13 protein-coding genes and 1 pseudogene are annotated in these 15290 nt (G+C 40.6%); 7 read left to right on the plus strand and 7 right to left on the minus strand.

The window, feature by feature from the left end:
• Positions 1 to 30 precede the first annotated feature (30 nt).
• Genes AYS37_RS03755 through AYS37_RS03780 form a run of 6 tightly spaced genes read left to right on the plus strand, consistent with a single transcriptional unit; the run spans position 31 to position 6049 of the window.
• A complete protein-coding gene (locus AYS37_RS03755; RefSeq protein WP_001236581.1) occupies positions 31 to 636 on the plus strand; it encodes an LPP20 family lipoprotein in 606 nt (201 codons plus the stop codon).
• A 19-nt stretch (positions 637 to 655) separates the two neighbouring features.
• A complete protein-coding gene (locus AYS37_RS03760; RefSeq protein WP_001268512.1) occupies positions 656 to 1273 on the plus strand; it encodes an HP0838 family lipoprotein in 618 nt (205 codons plus the stop codon).
• The gene (locus tag AYS37_RS03765) at positions 1270 to 3033 is read left to right on the plus strand and encodes an OmpP1/FadL family transporter (RefSeq protein WP_000788090.1); all 1764 of its coding nucleotides are present in this window, start codon (positions 1270 to 1272) and stop codon (positions 3031 to 3033) included. Before AYS37_RS03760 ends, AYS37_RS03765 begins: the two co-directional genes overlap by 4 nt.
• A 21-nt stretch (positions 3034 to 3054) precedes the next feature.
• Positions 3055 to 4038 carry a UDP-N-acetylglucosamine 4,6-dehydratase (inverting) gene (pseB, locus tag AYS37_RS03770; RefSeq protein WP_001874589.1) on the plus strand — a complete coding sequence of 328 codons (984 nt, stop codon included), beginning with the start codon at positions 3055 to 3057 and terminating at the stop codon, positions 4036 to 4038.
• The gene (gene coaBC, locus AYS37_RS03775) at positions 4035 to 5312 is read left to right on the plus strand and encodes a bifunctional phosphopantothenoylcysteine decarboxylase/phosphopantothenate--cysteine ligase CoaBC (RefSeq protein WP_001010005.1); all 1278 of its coding nucleotides are present in this window, start codon (positions 4035 to 4037) and stop codon (positions 5310 to 5312) included. Before pseB ends, coaBC begins: the two co-directional genes overlap by 4 nt.
• Positions 5312 to 6049, plus strand: coding sequence for a hypothetical protein (locus AYS37_RS03780; RefSeq protein WP_000888418.1), 738 nt, complete (start codon positions 5312 to 5314; stop codon positions 6047 to 6049). Before coaBC ends, AYS37_RS03780 begins: the two co-directional genes overlap by 1 nt.
• Before the next feature lie 109 nt (positions 6050 to 6158).
• Here the strand turns inward: AYS37_RS03780 and thiE are convergent, their stop codons facing one another.
• The 7 genes and pseudogenes from thiE to AYS37_RS08755 form a co-directional block, all read right to left on the minus strand.
• Positions 6159 to 6812 (minus strand): thiamine phosphate synthase, encoded by a 654-nt coding sequence (gene thiE / locus AYS37_RS03785; protein ID WP_000458904.1) that lies wholly within the window; start codon positions 6810 to 6812, stop codon positions 6159 to 6161.
• On the minus strand, positions 6805 to 7614 hold the full coding sequence (gene thiD, locus AYS37_RS03790) for a bifunctional hydroxymethylpyrimidine kinase/phosphomethylpyrimidine kinase (RefSeq protein ID WP_000870380.1): 810 nt from the start codon (positions 7612 to 7614) through the stop codon (positions 6805 to 6807). The genes thiE and thiD overlap by 8 nt, the downstream gene beginning before the upstream one ends.
• Positions 7611 to 8390, minus strand: coding sequence for a hydroxyethylthiazole kinase (gene thiM / locus AYS37_RS03795; RefSeq protein ID WP_001874590.1), 780 nt, complete (start codon positions 8388 to 8390; stop codon positions 7611 to 7613). Before thiM ends, thiD begins: the two co-directional genes overlap by 4 nt.
• A gap of 87 nt (positions 8391 to 8477) precedes the next feature.
• Complete coding sequence (locus tag AYS37_RS03800) at positions 8478 to 11480, minus strand: HsdR family type I site-specific deoxyribonuclease (protein ID WP_001105673.1); 3003 nt, start codon at positions 11478 to 11480, stop codon at positions 8478 to 8480.
• Between the two features lies 1 nt (position 11481).
• Positions 11482 to 12816 (minus strand): restriction endonuclease subunit S, encoded by a 1335-nt coding sequence (locus AYS37_RS03805; protein ID WP_001015513.1) that lies wholly within the window; start codon positions 12814 to 12816, stop codon positions 11482 to 11484.
• Between the two features lie 10 nt (positions 12817 to 12826).
• On the minus strand, positions 12827 to 14416 hold the full coding sequence (locus AYS37_RS03810; RefSeq protein ID WP_000428587.1) for a type I restriction-modification system subunit M: 1590 nt from the start codon (positions 14414 to 14416) through the stop codon (positions 12827 to 12829).
• Positions 14388 to 14577 (minus strand): annotated as a pseudogene (locus tag AYS37_RS08755) (restriction endonuclease subunit M). The gene AYS37_RS03810 and the pseudogene AYS37_RS08755 overlap by 29 nt, the downstream one beginning before the upstream one ends.
• Positions 14578 to 14595: 18 nt before the next feature.
• On the opposite strand from AYS37_RS08755, the gene AYS37_RS03820 reads away from it, so the two are divergent.
• Positions 14596 to 15282 (plus strand): phosphatase PAP2 family protein, encoded by a 687-nt coding sequence (locus tag AYS37_RS03820; protein ID WP_000230777.1) that lies wholly within the window; start codon positions 14596 to 14598, stop codon positions 15280 to 15282.
• Positions 15283 to 15290: the final 8 nt, after the last annotated feature.

A 15290-nucleotide genomic window follows, 5' to 3' on the forward strand; every position in this document is an offset into this window, starting at 1 on the left:
ACTTGATCAACTCATTTTAAGGAAATGCCCATGCGTTTGCACTCTGCCTTTTTTGGTATTAATTCGTTACTTGTCGCCACTCTTTTGATAAGCGGTTGCAGTCTCTTTAAAAAGCGTAACACTAACGCCCAGCTAATCCCCCCTTCAGCTAATGGCTTGCAAGCCCCCATTTATCCTCCAACCAATTTCACCCCCAGAAAGAGCATTCAGCCTCTCCCAAGCCCACGCTTTGAGAATAACAATCAGCCCATCATTAGCTCTAACCCCACTAACGCTATCCCTAACACCCCCATTCTCACGCCTAATAATGTCATTGAATTGAACGCAGTGGGCATGGGTGTGGCTCCAGAATCCACCATTTCGCCCTCTCAAGCTCTAGCTTTGGCCAAGCGGGCGGCTATTGTTGATGGCTACCGCCAATTGGGTGAAAAAATGTATGGTATTAGGGTGAACGCTCAAGACACCGTCAAAGACATGGTTTTACAAAATTCCGTGATTAAAACGAGAGTCAATGCTCTCATTCGTAACGCTGAAATCACTGAGACCATCTATAAAGACGGTTTGTGTCAAGTGAGCATGGAGCTTAAATTAGACGGCAGGATTTGGTATCGTATTTTGAGCGGAGCGAGAGGATGAACCATCTTACTCTATAATCATGCGGTATTTTAAAAACGCTTTTTTATTATTTTTCATGACGCTTTTTTTTGTCTCTTGCTCCAAGCACCCTTTTTCTAAGCAAACCCCCAAAACTAGGGAGCAAATCAGACAAGAAGAGGCCCGTAAAAAAAGAGAAGAGACTTTGAATGCCTTGCGCCAATTCAGGCTCATTTATATTAACACGCCGGTTTTTCGCTTTTATGATTACGGCACGATTAAAACCGATAAAGACCATAATATTGAAGTAACCCTTTACAAGCTCAGCCAAAGAGTGGGCGATATTTACATGACTAAACGGAACATTTGTTTTAGCCAAAAATGTTCGGCCAAATGGATTGCTGCAAGGGATTTGTTTGGCAAGGTGAGCTATGGGGATTTGTTTGATGACATTGTTTTAGGGAGGGATATTTTTAAAGGTTTAGGGAAACGCCACCTAACCCCTGAATACGTGATCCAAAGGTTTCAAAAAAGCGGGGAAATTATCCTTTATGAAAGAAAAAATGGCCTGATTTCTTTCCAAAACTTGACGCAAAAAATTGCTATTAGGATTGAACCCTATGAGCCTTCTTTGCAAGATTTAGAAGACAATGAAAACGCTGATAGCGAGCTCCAATGAAAAACTTTTCCCCACTTTATTACTTTAAAAAGCTCAAAAAACGCCATTTAATCGCTCTGAGCCTGCCCTTGCTTTCTTATGCCAATGGCTTTAAAATCCAAGAGCAAAGCTTGAATGGCACGGCTTTAGGCTCGGCGTATGTCGCTGGGGCTAGGGGCGCTGACGCTTCTTTTTACAACCCGGCTAACATGGGCTTTACTAACGATTGGGGCGAAAACAGAAGCGAATTTGAAATGACCACCACCGTGATTAACATTCCAGCCTTTAGCTTTAAAGTCCCTACGACCAATCAAGGCTTGTACTCGGTAACGAGTTTAGAAATTGATAAAAGCCAACAAAATATTTTAGGCATCATCAACACTATAGGGCTTGGCAATATCCTTAAAGCGCTTGGCAATACGGCCGCTACCAATGGCCTGCAACAAGCTATCAATCGTGTTCAAGGGCTTATGAATCTAACCAATCAAAAAGTCGTAACCCTTTCTTCAAAACCTGACACTCAGATCGTGAATGGCTGGACAGGCACGACTAATTTTGTTTTACCCAAATTCTTTTATAAAACGCGCACACATAACGGCTTCACTTTTGGGGGGAGTTTCACCGCTCCTAGCGGGTTAGGCATGAAATGGAATGGTAAGGGGGGGGAATTTTTGCATGATGTGTTTATCATGATGGTAGAGCTTGCCCCTAGCATGAGCTACACTATCAATAAACGCTTTTCAGTGGGTGTGGGCTTAAGGGGGCTTTATGCGACCGGGAGCTTTAATAACACCGTTTATGTGCCTTTAGAGGGCGCTTCGGTTTTGAGCGCGGAGCAAATCTTAAACTTACCCAACAACGTTTTTGCCGATCAAGTGCCAAGTAATATGATGACTTTATTAGGCAATATTGGCTATCAGCCGGCGCTCAATTGCCAAAAAGCCGGTGGGGATATGAGCGATCAGAGCTGTCAAGAGTTTTATAACGGCTTGAAAAAAATCATGGGCTATAGCGGCTTAATCAAAGCGAGCGCGAATCTTTATGGCACGACTCAAGTCGTGCAAAAATCTAACGGGCAAGGCATATCGGGGGGCTATAGAGTGGGTTCGAGTTTGCGTGTGTTTGATCATGGCATGTTTTCGGTGGTGTATAATTCTTCAGTTACCTTTAACATGAAAGGCGGTTTAGTGGCTATCACAGAGCTTGGCCCTTCTTTAGGGAGCGTTTTGACTAAAGGCAGCTTGAATATCAATGTTTCACTCCCCCAAACCCTAAGCCTAGCCTACGCCCACCAATTTTTTAAAGACCATTTAAGAATAGAGGGGGTGTTTGAGTGCACCTTTTGGAGTCAAGGGAATAAATTTTTAGTAACCCCTGATTTTGCGAACGCCACTTACAAGGGCTTAAGCGGGACGGTGGCTTCACTAGACTCTGAAACGCTTAAAAAAATGGTAGGCCTAGCGAATTTTAAAAGCGTGATGAACATGGGGGCTGGCTGGAGGGACACCAACACCTTTAGATTAGGGGTAACTTACATGGGCAAAAGCTTGCGTTTAATGGGTGCTATTGATTATGATCAAGCTCCAAGCCCCCAAGATGCGATAGGCATTCCGGATTCTAATGGCTATACCGTAGCTTTTGGGACTAAATACAATTTTAGGGGTTTTGATTTGGGCGTAGCGGGGAGTTTCACTTTTAAAAGCAACCGCTCCAGTTTGTATCAATCCCCAACCATTGGGCAATTGAGAATCTTTAGTGCCTCTTTGGGCTATCGCTGGTAAAACATGCCAAATCATCAAAACATGCTAGATAACCAAACGATTTTAATCACCGGTGGCACTGGGAGTTTTGGCAAACGCTTTGTGCGTAAAGTTTTAGACACCACCAACGCTAAAAAAATCATTGTTTATAGCCGAGACGAATTAAAACAAAGCGAAATGGCCATGGAATTTAACGATCCTAGGATGCGTTTTTTTATCGGCGATGTCAGGGATTTAGAACGCTTGAATTATGCTTTAGAGGGCGTGGATATTTGTATCCATGCAGCCGCGCTCAAGCATGTCCCTATCGCTGAATACAACCCCCTAGAATGCATTAAAACCAATATCATGGGAGCGAGCAATGTGATTAACGCATGCTTAAAAAATGAAATCAGCCAAGTCATCGCTCTAAGCACCGATAAGGCCGCTAACCCCATTAACCTCTACGGCGCAACCAAATTGTGCAGCGACAAGCTCTTTGTGAGCGCGAATAACTTTAAAGGCTCTTCTCAAACGCAATTTAGCGTGGTGCGTTATGGTAATGTGGTGGGGAGTCGTGGGAGCGTGGTGCCGTTTTTTAAAAAATTAGTCCAGAACAAAGCGAGTGAAATCCCTATCACCGATATCCGCATGACACGATTTTGGATCACCTTAGATGAGGGGGTTTCTTTTGTGCTTAAAAGCTTGAAAAGAATGCATGGGGGGGAAATTTTTGTGCCTAAAATCCCTAGCATGAAAATGACTGATCTCGCTAAAGCCCTAGCCCCCAATACCCCTACTAAAATCATAGGGATTCGCCCGGGCGAAAAACTCCATGAAGTGATGATCCCTAAAGATGAAAGCCATTTAGCCCTAGAATTTGAAGACTTTTTCATCATTCAGCCCACTATAAGCTTCCAAACGCCTAAAGATTACACGCTCACCAAACTCCACGAAAAAGGCCACAAAGTCGCCCCTGATTTTGAATACAGCAGCCATAATAACAGCAAATGGCTAGAGCCTGATGATTTATTGAAATTGCTATGAATTTTTTAGAAGATTTGTTTTACCCCTTAAGATTATTAGAAAACAAGCGCGTTTTATTGCTCGTGAGCGGCTCTATTGCGGCGTATAAATCCCTAGAATTAGTGCGCTTGTTGTTTAAAAGCGGGGCTAGCGTTCAAGTGGTGATGAGTGAGGGCGCAAAAAAATTTGTTACGCCCTTAAGCTTTGAAGCCTTGAGTCATCACAAGGTTTTGCATGATCATAATGAAAAATGGTATTATAACCACCAAAACGCATTGCACCATAACCACATCGCATGTGCTGCTAATGCTGATTTACTCATCTTTGCCCCCTTAAGCGCTAACAGCCTGTCTAAAATCGCTCACGCTTTAGCGGATAATATCATAAGCGCGACTTTTTTAGCTTGCACTTCCCCTAAAATCCTAGCCCCTAGCATGAACACTAACATGCTCAATTCCCCTATCACTCAAAGTAATTTAAAACGCTTGAAAGATTCCAACCACATTATTTTAGACACCCAAAACGCCCTTTTAGCATGCGACACTAAAGGCGATGGGGCGATGGCTGAGCCTTTAGAAATCCTTTTTAAAGCCGTTCAAACGCTTTTAAAAGACGCTTATTTTGAAAACAGAGAAGTCATAGTCATGGGCGGGGCGAGCGTGGAAAAGATTGACAGCGTTAGAGTTATTAGCAATCTTTCTAGCGGGATCCAAGCGAGCGCGTTAGCCCTAGCGTTATATTTTAAGGGAGCCAAAGTAACTTTGATTGCATCAAGCTTCCCCACTCCTTTGCCTAAAGAAATCACAAGCGTTTTAGTTAGCGACACCGCTTCTTATGAAAACGCCCTAAATAATGCCGCTAACAACTTGCAAAAACATGCCTTAAAACCCCTACTCTTCAATTTAGCCGCCATTAGCGATTATTTGCCTAAAACTTCTTTTAACCATAAGCTTAAAAAAAGCGAACTGGGCGAAACCCTAAACATTGAATGCGTTCAAAATAAGGATCTACTGGCTTCTGTCAATCCCAATCAATTCGTTAAAATCGGTTTTAAAGCCGAAGACGATCAACAAAACGCCATTAAAAACGCTCAAAATCTTTTAAAACCTTCTCAAGATAACGGCAAAGATTGCTCTGTGGCCGCTTTGAATCTCATTAAAGATTCACGCCCTTTTGGCTCATTAGAGAATGAATTGTGGCTCTTTAGCCATCATAAAACCCAAAAAATCCCTTCTATGAACAAATTAGAAGCGAGCTTTAAAATCCTTGATTTTATCAAAGACAACGCCCTTTAATGCTAGAAGCCCTAAACGCCCTAAACCAGCTTAACGCCCTTCATTCCAAAAACGCCGCGCACCATTTTAACGCCACTTTACCCATTCTTTTAAAGGTTTTAGAAAAACAAGATAAAGACCTTTTTCTTTTGCAAGTGGGTAATAAAATTATCCCCACCAAAAGCGAACAGGAATTAAAAATCAATCAGCCCTATTTTGCGGTTATGCAAAGAAATCAGCTGGGCGATATTGTGCTTAAAAATTTAGTGCCTGCCCCAAAAATCTTAGACGCATTAGACGATTTGCCCGCTCTTGAAATGAAAAAAATCAAAGAAATATTGAGCGCCAAAGACAACACCCCTTTAAAAGAATACAAAGAACTTTTGAGCGAAAAATTAATCCATGCTAAAAGCTCGCAAGAGTTTTTGAATACAGCCAACATGCTTTTAAGCTTGCAATCGCAGGTTTTAAGCTTTGTGGTTGAAAACGAACGCAAAAAAGCTTTTTTACAGATGAAAGCCAAAAAACAAAGCGTTGATTTTTACGCTCTGTATCCTAACTTGGGCGAAATTGGAGGCGTTATTTATTTGAAAGAAAAAGAAAAACAGCTTTTTTTAAAAACCACCCTCCAAAGGACTCAAGAGGTTTTAAAAGAGGCTCAAAACACCCTTTTAGGCTTTTCTTTTGTGGAAATTGTGTGCGAAAAAACCCCCATGCTTTTCGCCTTTGAAGAGCGCTTATTGGACACGATAGGATAAAACTTTTAGCGTTTTAAAAACGCCTTTATGATGGATTTAAGCGCTTTTTTATCCAATAAAAGAGCGATACCCTCTTTTTACATTAATCCATGCGGAATTTTAGAATTCCTCACGCATTTTTTAAAAGTGTTTCAACCGCTAAGGCTTTATCTTTGGCTTGTGTGATCGTGCTAATGACTGCGATACCCCCATATTCCCACAATTTTGAAGCGTTATCTGTCGTGATGCCCCCAATCGCTATCAGGGGTTTTTTCACCCCGCTATCGTGTATTTTTTTTAAAAGATTGACGCCTACAACTTCTTTAGCGTCTTTTTTAGATGGTGTGGGGAAAATAGGGCCTACCCCTAAATAGGCTACGCCGTCTAAATGGCGCGCTTTTAGGGCTTGCTCTAAAGTATTGACGCTCAAACCGATAAAAAGGCGCTTTTTGCATAAAGTTATTACCTCTTCTATAGCCATGTCTTCTTGCCCCACATGCACGCCATCAGCCTTTAATTCTAGTGCGAGTCGCACCTCATCATTAATAATAAAAGGCACGCCGTATTTTTTGCATAATTTTTGACACTCTAGGGCTAATTGTTTGATTTCAACAGGATCTTGTAAGGCTAAATCGCCTTTTTGGCGGAATTGAAACGCTGTGATTTTAGATTGTAAAGCTAATTCTAAAGTGTCTAAAAGCGCGTTTGTCCTATCGCCTTTTATATGGTAGAAATCTTGCGAACCAGCCACAAACATGAGTTTCAAACAATCCGCATCAAACATGCTTTTTGATGCTCCACAAATTCAAAGGCCCATGCCCATGCCCAATGTTTAAGGGGTTTTGAATGATAATAGTTAAAAGCTCTTTAGCCTTTGTGATAGCGTTTTTTAAATCCAACCCTTGAGCGAGTAAGCCCACAATCAAGCTAGACAGAACGCAACCCGTGCCATGCGTGTTTTTGGTGTTAAAGCGCTTAGCGTTTAAGATAAATTCAGCGTCTTCTAAAAACACCCAGTCGTTGCTAAATTCCCCTTGAAAATGCTCTGTATGCCCCCCTTTAATCACGGCGTTTTTAACGCCTAAATCCCTTAAAATACCCATCGCTTTTGAAGCGCTTTTATCGTCTCGCACTTGAACGCCTGTGAGCGCATAGACTTCAGGGAGGTTAGGGGTTAGTAAATTGGTTTTAGGTAAAAGGCGTTTTTTTAAGCTTAGAATCGCCTCTTCTTCTAAAAGCAAAGCCCCATTCTTTGCCACCATCACCGGATCTAAAACGCACAACCCAAAATCGCAAGTTTCTAAAGTGTCCGCTACGCATTCAATGATTTGAGCGTTGCATAACGCTCCCATTTTGAACGCTTTGATAGAAAAATCATCTTTGATGGCTAAGATTTGCGCTTTCACGCTCTCAACGCTCAACGGATAAACCCCATGCACGCCCTGTGTGTTTTGCGCGGTGATGCAAGTGATCACGCTTGTCCCAAACACGCCCAAAGTTTGGAACGCTTTCAAATCGGCCTGTATCCCAGCGCCCCCACCGCTATCGCTGCCAGCAATGCTTAAAACTTGCGGATAAACTTTCACAATACTTCCTTAATAAGGCTATTTTCTAACTTTATGGGCAAGCTTAGAGCGTCTAAAAAATAAAACAAAAACGAACCATTAGAGCCGTTATTTTCTAACGCTTTTTTTTGCGCGTTAAAAGCGGCTTGTTTATAGAAAGCGCAAAGTTGCGCCATAGAATCTAAGGGGTCTTTTTTCAAACTTAAAAAGCTCGCGCACGCCGCGGCATGCAAACACCCAGCCCCAGTAATTGCAGTCAAATATTCGCTCCCCCCAGTAATACTAAAAACTTTTTTCCCATCGCTCACGTAATCTGTTTTACCCGTCATTACCGCTATCACAGAATACTTTTGAGCCGCTCGTTTGACAATTTCTATAGGCGTGGTAGAATGCTTGGAATCTAACCCCTTACTTTCGCAAGAAATACCCACTAAAGAGCCTAATTCGGCGGCATTGCCCCTAAGCGCGCTAATCCCACCACTTTTCAAAAGCTCTAAGCTTGTGTCATGACGCAAAGCGCTCGCTGAACACCCCACAGGATCCAACACGATGGGTTTGTTCAAAGCCTTGTAACGTTTGATCGCCTCTTTAGCGCATAAAATGGTGCGATCATTAAGGGTGCCAATATTGATAGCGAGCGCGTCAGAAATTTTCGCTAAATCTTGCATTTCAGCGATCGCATCGCTCATTAAAGGCGATGCCCCTAAAGCTAATAATCCATTAGCCACAAATTGCGCCGCCACATAATTGGTGATATTATGCACTAAAGGGCGTTTTTGGCGTAATTCTTTTAACATCACAAGCCTCCTTAAAATTTCTTTTATTTTACAAAAAATCCATTAAACGGCGCTTTTTTTGAGCCTTAATACAAAAGCGTTCATGAACTATTTTTCATTAACCTCATCTTTTTTAACCCCATTTTTCTTAAATATAGCGCTAGTGAGATCACAAAAGCGGTGGAAAAAACGAGAAAGGCTTGCAGCGACTTTTTCTTTCACCTCTTGATAGCGCGAATTTTTATCAAACCTGGAGACTTTTTCTTCAATGATTTCAGGAAATTCCGTCCCGCTGAAATTGATTTCACCCCCACTAAAGGCATGCTGCATGAACGAATAGGCTTTTTCTTCATTCAAGCGGTTTTCTTCTATGATATTTTGGAATTCCTCTTCTCTTTTTTGGTGGATATAGTTTTGAAAATACGCATGGACTTCTTCATCTTTGTTGTATTTGTCAATGAAACCCATGATCAAATCTCTTTTATTCCTTAATTCTATGCTGGAGTTGATGATCGGCTCTATTTTGGTTTTAACGCCTTGAATTTCTAGATCATTCTCTTTAGCGAACTTTTCAATCAAAGTCAAAATGTAGTCAATATTGACTTCCACTTGCTTGATGAGTTCAATTTCAAAGATCAAGTCGTCGTTAATCTCTTCTTTATCCTTCCCTTTTTCTGGCCTCATTTCATCGTAAAAATCAAGGTATTTGCTTTGATAGTCTTGAAAATCCCTTGGATTGATGTGATCGTCTTTGTTGAAATTTTCAAAGCTGTTTAAAATATTTTCTAATTTCAAAATCTTGCCAAAAAGCTTGATGAAATCCTTTTTCTGGCTTTCTGAAATGATTGGCTCTTTTAAGGGAAATTCGGTTAAAAGCCTTCCAATCAAACCCTCATAGCCCTCGTATTCTTTATGATTATCTGTGTAGCCTTTCAAATAATCTTCATATTTTCTTAATAGCGCAATAGACCTAGCGTCCTTATTGCCAAAAAGCATGAGCGCATCATTCAAATCTTGCTCCAAATCCCTAAAACACACGATATTCCCATGCGTTTTGACGCTGTCTAAAATGCGGTTCGTGCGTGAAAAGGCTTGGATTAGCCCATGGTATTTCAGGTTTTTATCCACCCAAAGGGTGTTGAGCCTTGTAGCGTCAAACCCGGTAAGAAACATGTTTGCCACCAGTAAAAGATCGATTTCACGCTCCTTCATTTTTTGAGAAAGATCCTTATAATAGCTTTGGAATTTTTGATCCGAAGTGTCAAAAGAAGTTTTAAACATCCCGTTATAATCCGCAATCGCGCCCTCTAAAAAATCCCTTGAGCTTTTGTCTAGCTGGCAAGCGCTTTCATTGTTTTCATCTTCTAGCGCTTCAATTTCTTCATTAGCGCTATAACTGAAAATGGTAGCGATTTTAAGGTCGTGTTTTTCTTCTTTAAAGGCTTGGTAGTATTTTTTCAGAGCTTCTATACCAGAACATGCCAGAATGGAATTGAATTTTTTACTTTTAGTGGCTTGATGGAAACGCTCTACAATGCATTTTGCGATTTCTTTAATCCTCCTAGTATCTAAAAGAGCGTTTTTTTCATCAACCGCTCTAACCTCTTTATCTTTAATGCCCTCTTTAGCTTTAATGGTGTTGTGGTATTCCACTCTAAAGGGCAAAACGTTTTTATCCCTGATCGCATCAATAATGGTGTATTGGTGGAGGCATCTCCCAAATTTTTGCTCTGTCGTGCCTAACGGGTTGTTTTTATCGCAATTTTTTTCAAAAATGGGCGTGCCGGTGAAGCCAAAAAGGTGGTATTTTTTAAACGCTTTAGTGATAGCTTGGTGCATCGATCCTAGCTGACTCCTGTGGCATTCATCAAAAATCATCACCACCTCTTCATTAAAAATCGCATGCCCTTTAAGGTGGGCTTTAACGAATTTGTCTAATTTTTGGATCGTGGTGATAATGATTTTAGCGTTAAAATCTTCAAGCTGTTGTTTTAAAATCTTGGTGCTGGTGTTGGAATTAGCGCAATCTTTTTGGAATTTATCGTATTCTTTCATGGTTTGATAGTCCAAATCCTTCCTGTCCACCACAAACAAAACTTTTGAAACGTGTTCTAATTCTTTAGCCAAAGTCGCGCTTTTAAAGCTCGTTAAGGTTTTACCGCTCCCTGTCGTGTGCCAGATATAGCCTCCGCTTTGGCTTTTCTTATAAGTTTTACTATCATGAGTGGCTTTGATTTTTTCTAAAATCCTTTCGGCCGCCACGATTTGATAAGGCCGCATCACCAATAAAACCTCTTCGCTTGTGAAAACGCAATAGCGCGTTAAAACGTTCAAAAGGCTGCGCTTCGCAAAAAACGACTTGGCAAAATCCATTAAATCCTCAATATTACGATTCTTGCTGTCCGCCCAATAATTCGTGAATTCAAAAGTATCGGCTTTGTTGTTTTTTTCAATTTGGGCTATTCTGGTGGTGTTTGAATAGTATTTACTACTCGTGCCGTTACTGATGACAAAAATCTGCACGAACTCAAAAAGCCCGTCTTCAGCACTAAAACTATCCCTTTTATAGCGCTTGATCTGATTGAACGCCTCTCTGATCGCCACACCTCTTTTTTTCAATTCCACATGCACTAAAGGCAAGCCATTCACAAGGACACTCACATCATAGCGGTTCTCATACTTCCCCCCTTTATTGCTGTATTGGTGGATCACTTGCAAGGCGTTTCTATGGATATTTTTCTTATCAATGATTTTAACGTTTTTGGTTTTTCCATTCTCAAGCGTGAGATTAAAAATCGGATCTTCTTGGATCTTTCTTGTTTTAGCCTTATAGTCCTCGTTTTTATTAGCGATGAATTGAAAATAAAGAGTGTCCCATTCTTTGGGCGTGAAACAATGATCGTTAAGCTTTTCTAACTGCTCTTTTAAATTGTCTTTCAATTCTTTTTCATTGTGGATTTGTTTAAATTCATAGCCTTGTTTTTCTAAAAGCTTAATAAACGCCCTTTCTAGCTCTGCTTCGCTCTCATAAGTGCTTTTCCTTTCACTATCGCTATGAAATTGTGCTACTACCGTGCTTTCATTGCTTTCTGCGATCGTTTCGTAATTCATGTTATCCCTTATTTTGGAGGGGTTTGAAAGTCAGTAGTTTTTCTCGGTAATATTCGTATTGCTTTTTTCTGGCTTTGATTTCAGCGGGGATACCGGCTAACAAATCGGTGGTTAGGGCCAAAAATTGATCCAAAATCTTAACGATCTCTTGTTGGATTTCTAGGGGTGGGATGGGGATGGTTATTTGTTTTAAATCATTTTCATGGATACGCATAACTTTAGTTCCTGTTATTTTCTTTTCCTTTTCTTTTTGAAAAAAATAAGTTTGAAAGTAATAAATGATAAATTTAGGGTTTTCATTTGTAGAATAGCTATACATCTCACCCGAAAAGGCAACCTCTTCATTTCCTAGCCATGCGATACTTTTTCCTACATCTTTTACATTTTCTGAAGTTGTAACGATGAGAATATCGTTTGGTTTTGCTTTTTTTAATTTATGGAATAAAGCTTCATTAACATATGAAATTGTCTTATCAATTGAAAGATTGTATTGAGTGTGTATTTGTCCATAATGAACAACAGGTCTCCCCTTATCTTTTAAATCACTTTTCAAAAGCCCATTACCTCTAGTAAATTCCCCAATATCCCCCAACTTCCTAAACTCCACCCCCTTAGGCGCTAGAGTGTGGAGTAAGGTTTTCAAGCGTTTGGGGTAGGGTTTTTGCGCTAATTTTTCTTTGGCGTCTTTGCGGCTTTGATTAATATCATTAAAGTCTAAAAGCATGTTTTGGTAATACTGGTATTGTTTTTTTCGCGCGTTTAATTCTGTGTTTAATTCTGTGTTTAATTCTGTGTTTAATTCTGTGAAAGCGTCCAAAATCTTAACGATCTCTTGTTGGATCTCTAGGGGTGGGATGGGGAACTTATATTTTTTAAAAGCAGTCATATCCACAGAAGCAAAACCTGAAACATTGGTATTGTTTTTACACCATTCCCCCAAAAGAAAGCATTGGTAAAAAAAGAATTTCATGTCTAAAGCAAGATCACAATTCGCTTTTTTGCTTAAAAAAGTGAATTGTTGATTCGCTAGCGAATCAACAATTAAAAGGGCATGCTCTCCTATCGTTGCTGTTGTAGAAATAATAATAGAGTTTTTAGGGAATAGTTTCTTACCTTTCAAAGCCTTTGGGGTAATGTGTTGGATAGAGTCTTTTAAAATCCTCCCATTTTCTCTAATATCTTCCATTCTAAACCAAGGGATAGTCCCATTTTTCCAAAATTCAGGATTGTTTTTTGATGGGGTGTAACCATTTTTAATTTCAAAAACCTCTTCAAGCGTTTTAAACTCCACCCCCTTAGGCGCTAAAGTTTGGAGTAGTTTTTCTATGTGGTTCATTTTGCCCCCTTTAAGCTTCTAATTCTTTGATAATGGATTCAAGGCGGTTTCTTAAAGCGCTCTGTTTTTCTACGATTTGAGCGATCTCACTATTAAGCGCTTTAATGTCAATAATCTCTTTCGTGTCTTCTTGCTCCACGTAGCGGTTCACGGATAGATTGTAATCGTTTTCTTGGATTTTCTCTATATTAACTAGAGCGCAAAAGTGCTTAACCTCTTTTCTTTCAATATAGGTTTGCAAAATCTTTTCTCGGTTGCGCTCTTTGAGCTTGTTTTTCTTGCCATCTTTGACAAATTCCTTACTCGCATCAATAAAAAGCGTGGTGTCGTCTTTTTTGTTTTTCTTAAGCACTAAAATGCAAGTGGCGATATTCGTTCCAAAAAAGAGGTTTTCAGGTAAAGCGATCACGCAGTCAATGCAATTTTCTTTCACTAAATATTCTCTGATCTTTTTTTCCGCGCCGCCTCTATAAAGCACCCCGGGAAATTCCACGATCGCAGCCGTGCCGCTATTGGACAGATAAGAAAGCATGTGCATAGTGAAAGCGAGATCGGCGGCGTTTTTGGGCGCTAACACACCAGCCGGGCTAAAGCGCTCATCGTTGATTAAAATGGGGTTGCTATCGCCCACCCATTTAGTGGAATAGGGAGGGTTGGAAACGATCGCATCAAAAGGCTCATCGTCTTCATGTTTTGGGTCTAAAAGCGTGTCCCCTAGCGCAATGTGGAATTTAGAGTAATTGATGTCATGCAAAAACATGTTGATTCGGCAAAGGTTGTAAGTGGTCAAATTGATTTCTTGCCCAAAATACCCTTTTGAAACATTTTTATCGCCTAGCACTTTAGAAAATTGTAAGAGTAAGCTCCCGCTCCCACAGCATGGGTCATAAACTTTATTGATGCTTTCTTGGCCGTGCAGGGCGATTTTAGCGAGCAGTTCGCTCACTTCTTGGGGGGTGAAAAATTCCCCTCCGCTTTTGCCGGCGTTGCTCGCATACATGGCCATTAAATATTCATAAGCGTCGCCAAAAACATCAATCCCGCTTTTTAAATAGTCGCCTAATTGCATGCCCCCTATGGCTTGAAGGATTTTAGTCAATTTTTCCACCCTTTTTGAATGAGAGCTCCCTAATTTATTGCTATTGACGTCTAAATCCGCAAACAAGCCTTTGACATTTTCTTCTGATGGAGTGCCAAGGCTGGATTTTTCTATTTCGGTGAAAATATTTTGTAGGGTTACATTGAGATCTTCGTTACTAGGCGCATTTTTTAGCACGTTACAAAATAAAGCGCTTGGCGGGATGAAAAAGCCTTTTTCTTCAATAAGCCCTTTTCTTGCACGCTCGGCCATTTCATCGCTTAATGAAGCGTAATCAAAACTCGGATCGCTTTCTCGCTGATTGATGTAATCAGTCATGTTTTCTGAAATGTAGCGGTAAAAAAGAATGCCTAAAACGTATTGCTTGAAATCCCAGCCATCCACTGAGCCTCTCAATTCATTAGCCACTTTCCAAATGGTGTTGTGCAATTCGTTGCGTTCTAATGAAGAAGATGCATGCTCGTTGTTTTTCTCATTCGCTTGAGTGTTTTTGTTTTCCATGATAATAAGCCCCTTTTTTGTTTTTTTGATTGGCGGTTTTGTTTGGCGTTGGGCGCACACCCTTTAAAGGGTTCATTATAGCAAAGAATATTATTTTTATTCCTTGCGTTTTGTGTGCGTTTGTGGGGTAAATAAGCTATAATCGCCTTTTTTAAAGTCATTTTTTAAAAGGGGTTTGAATGGTATTTGACAGAACGATAAGCGTGAGAGAGAAAAAAGCGGCTAAGGCACTTGGAATAGTAGGGGTGGTCTTTTTTATATTGTTTGGCATTGTGATAAGCGGGGTGGCTTTTCAAAAAGAGTGGGTGCAACAATTGGATTTGTTTTTTATAGACTTGATCCGCAATCCTGCCCCCATTCAAGGGAGCGCGTGGCTTTCTTTCGTGTTTTTTAGCACTTGGTTTGCACAAAGCAAGCTCACCACTCCTATAGCCTTACTCATTGGCTTGTGGTTTGGGTTTCAAAAACGCATCGCTTTGGGGGTGTGGTTTTTCTTTAGCATCTTATTAGGTGAATTCACCTTAAAATCCCTTAAGCTTTTAGTGGCGCGCCCACGGCCTGTAACCAATGGCGAATTGGTTTTTGCGCATGGCTTTAGTTTCCCTAGCGGGCATGCTTTAGCTTCAGCGCTTTTTTACGGCTCTTTGGCGTTGTTGTTATGCTATTCTAACGCAAATGCTCGCATTAAAACTATTGGTGCTATTATTTTACTTTTTTGGATTGTTTTAATGTCGTATGATAGGGTTTATTTAGGGGTGCATTACCCTAGCGATGTTTTAGGAGGGTTTTTGTTAGGGATTGCTTGGTCGTGTTGCTCTTTAGCGCTCTATTTAGGGTTTTTGAAACGCCCTTATAAAGCCGCTTAAAGCGTTTT

This window comes from Helicobacter pylori NQ4053, assembly GCF_000274605.1.
In the GTDB taxonomy this organism is placed as follows: Bacteria; Campylobacterota; Campylobacteria; order Campylobacterales; family Helicobacteraceae; genus Helicobacter; species Helicobacter pylori_CV.

Excerpts from the sequence above, each read along its gene's own strand:
- AYS37_RS03765 (WP_000788090.1), top strand. The coding sequence starts at position 1,270 with ATGAAAAACTTTTCCCCACTTTATTACTTTAAAAAGCTCAAAAAACGC.
- thiE (WP_000458904.1), bottom strand. The coding sequence starts at position 6,812 with ATGTTTGATGCGGATTGTTTGAAACTCATGTTTGTGGCTGGTTCGCAA.
- AYS37_RS03810 (WP_000428587.1), bottom strand. The coding sequence starts at position 14,416 with ATGGAAAACAAAAACACTCAAGCGAATGAGAAAAACAACGAGCATGCA.
- AYS37_RS03780 (WP_000888418.1), top strand. The coding sequence starts at position 5,312 with ATGCTAGAAGCCCTAAACGCCCTAAACCAGCTTAACGCCCTTCATTCC.
- AYS37_RS03800 (WP_001105673.1), bottom strand. The coding sequence starts at position 11,480 with ATGAATTACGAAACGATCGCAGAAAGCAATGAAAGCACGGTAGTAGCA.
- AYS37_RS03755 (WP_001236581.1), top strand. The coding sequence starts at position 31 with ATGCGTTTGCACTCTGCCTTTTTTGGTATTAATTCGTTACTTGTCGCC.
- AYS37_RS03820 (WP_000230777.1), top strand. The coding sequence starts at position 14,596 with ATGGTATTTGACAGAACGATAAGCGTGAGAGAGAAAAAAGCGGCTAAG.
- pseB (WP_001874589.1), top strand. The coding sequence starts at position 3,055 with ATGCTAGATAACCAAACGATTTTAATCACCGGTGGCACTGGGAGTTTT.
- AYS37_RS03805 (WP_001015513.1), bottom strand. The coding sequence starts at position 12,816 with ATGAACCACATAGAAAAACTACTCCAAACTTTAGCGCCTAAGGGGGTG.
- coaBC (WP_001010005.1), top strand. The coding sequence starts at position 4,035 with ATGAATTTTTTAGAAGATTTGTTTTACCCCTTAAGATTATTAGAAAAC.
- AYS37_RS03760 (WP_001268512.1), top strand. The coding sequence starts at position 656 with ATGCGGTATTTTAAAAACGCTTTTTTATTATTTTTCATGACGCTTTTT.
- thiM (WP_001874590.1), bottom strand. The coding sequence starts at position 8,390 with ATGTTAAAAGAATTACGCCAAAAACGCCCTTTAGTGCATAATATCACC.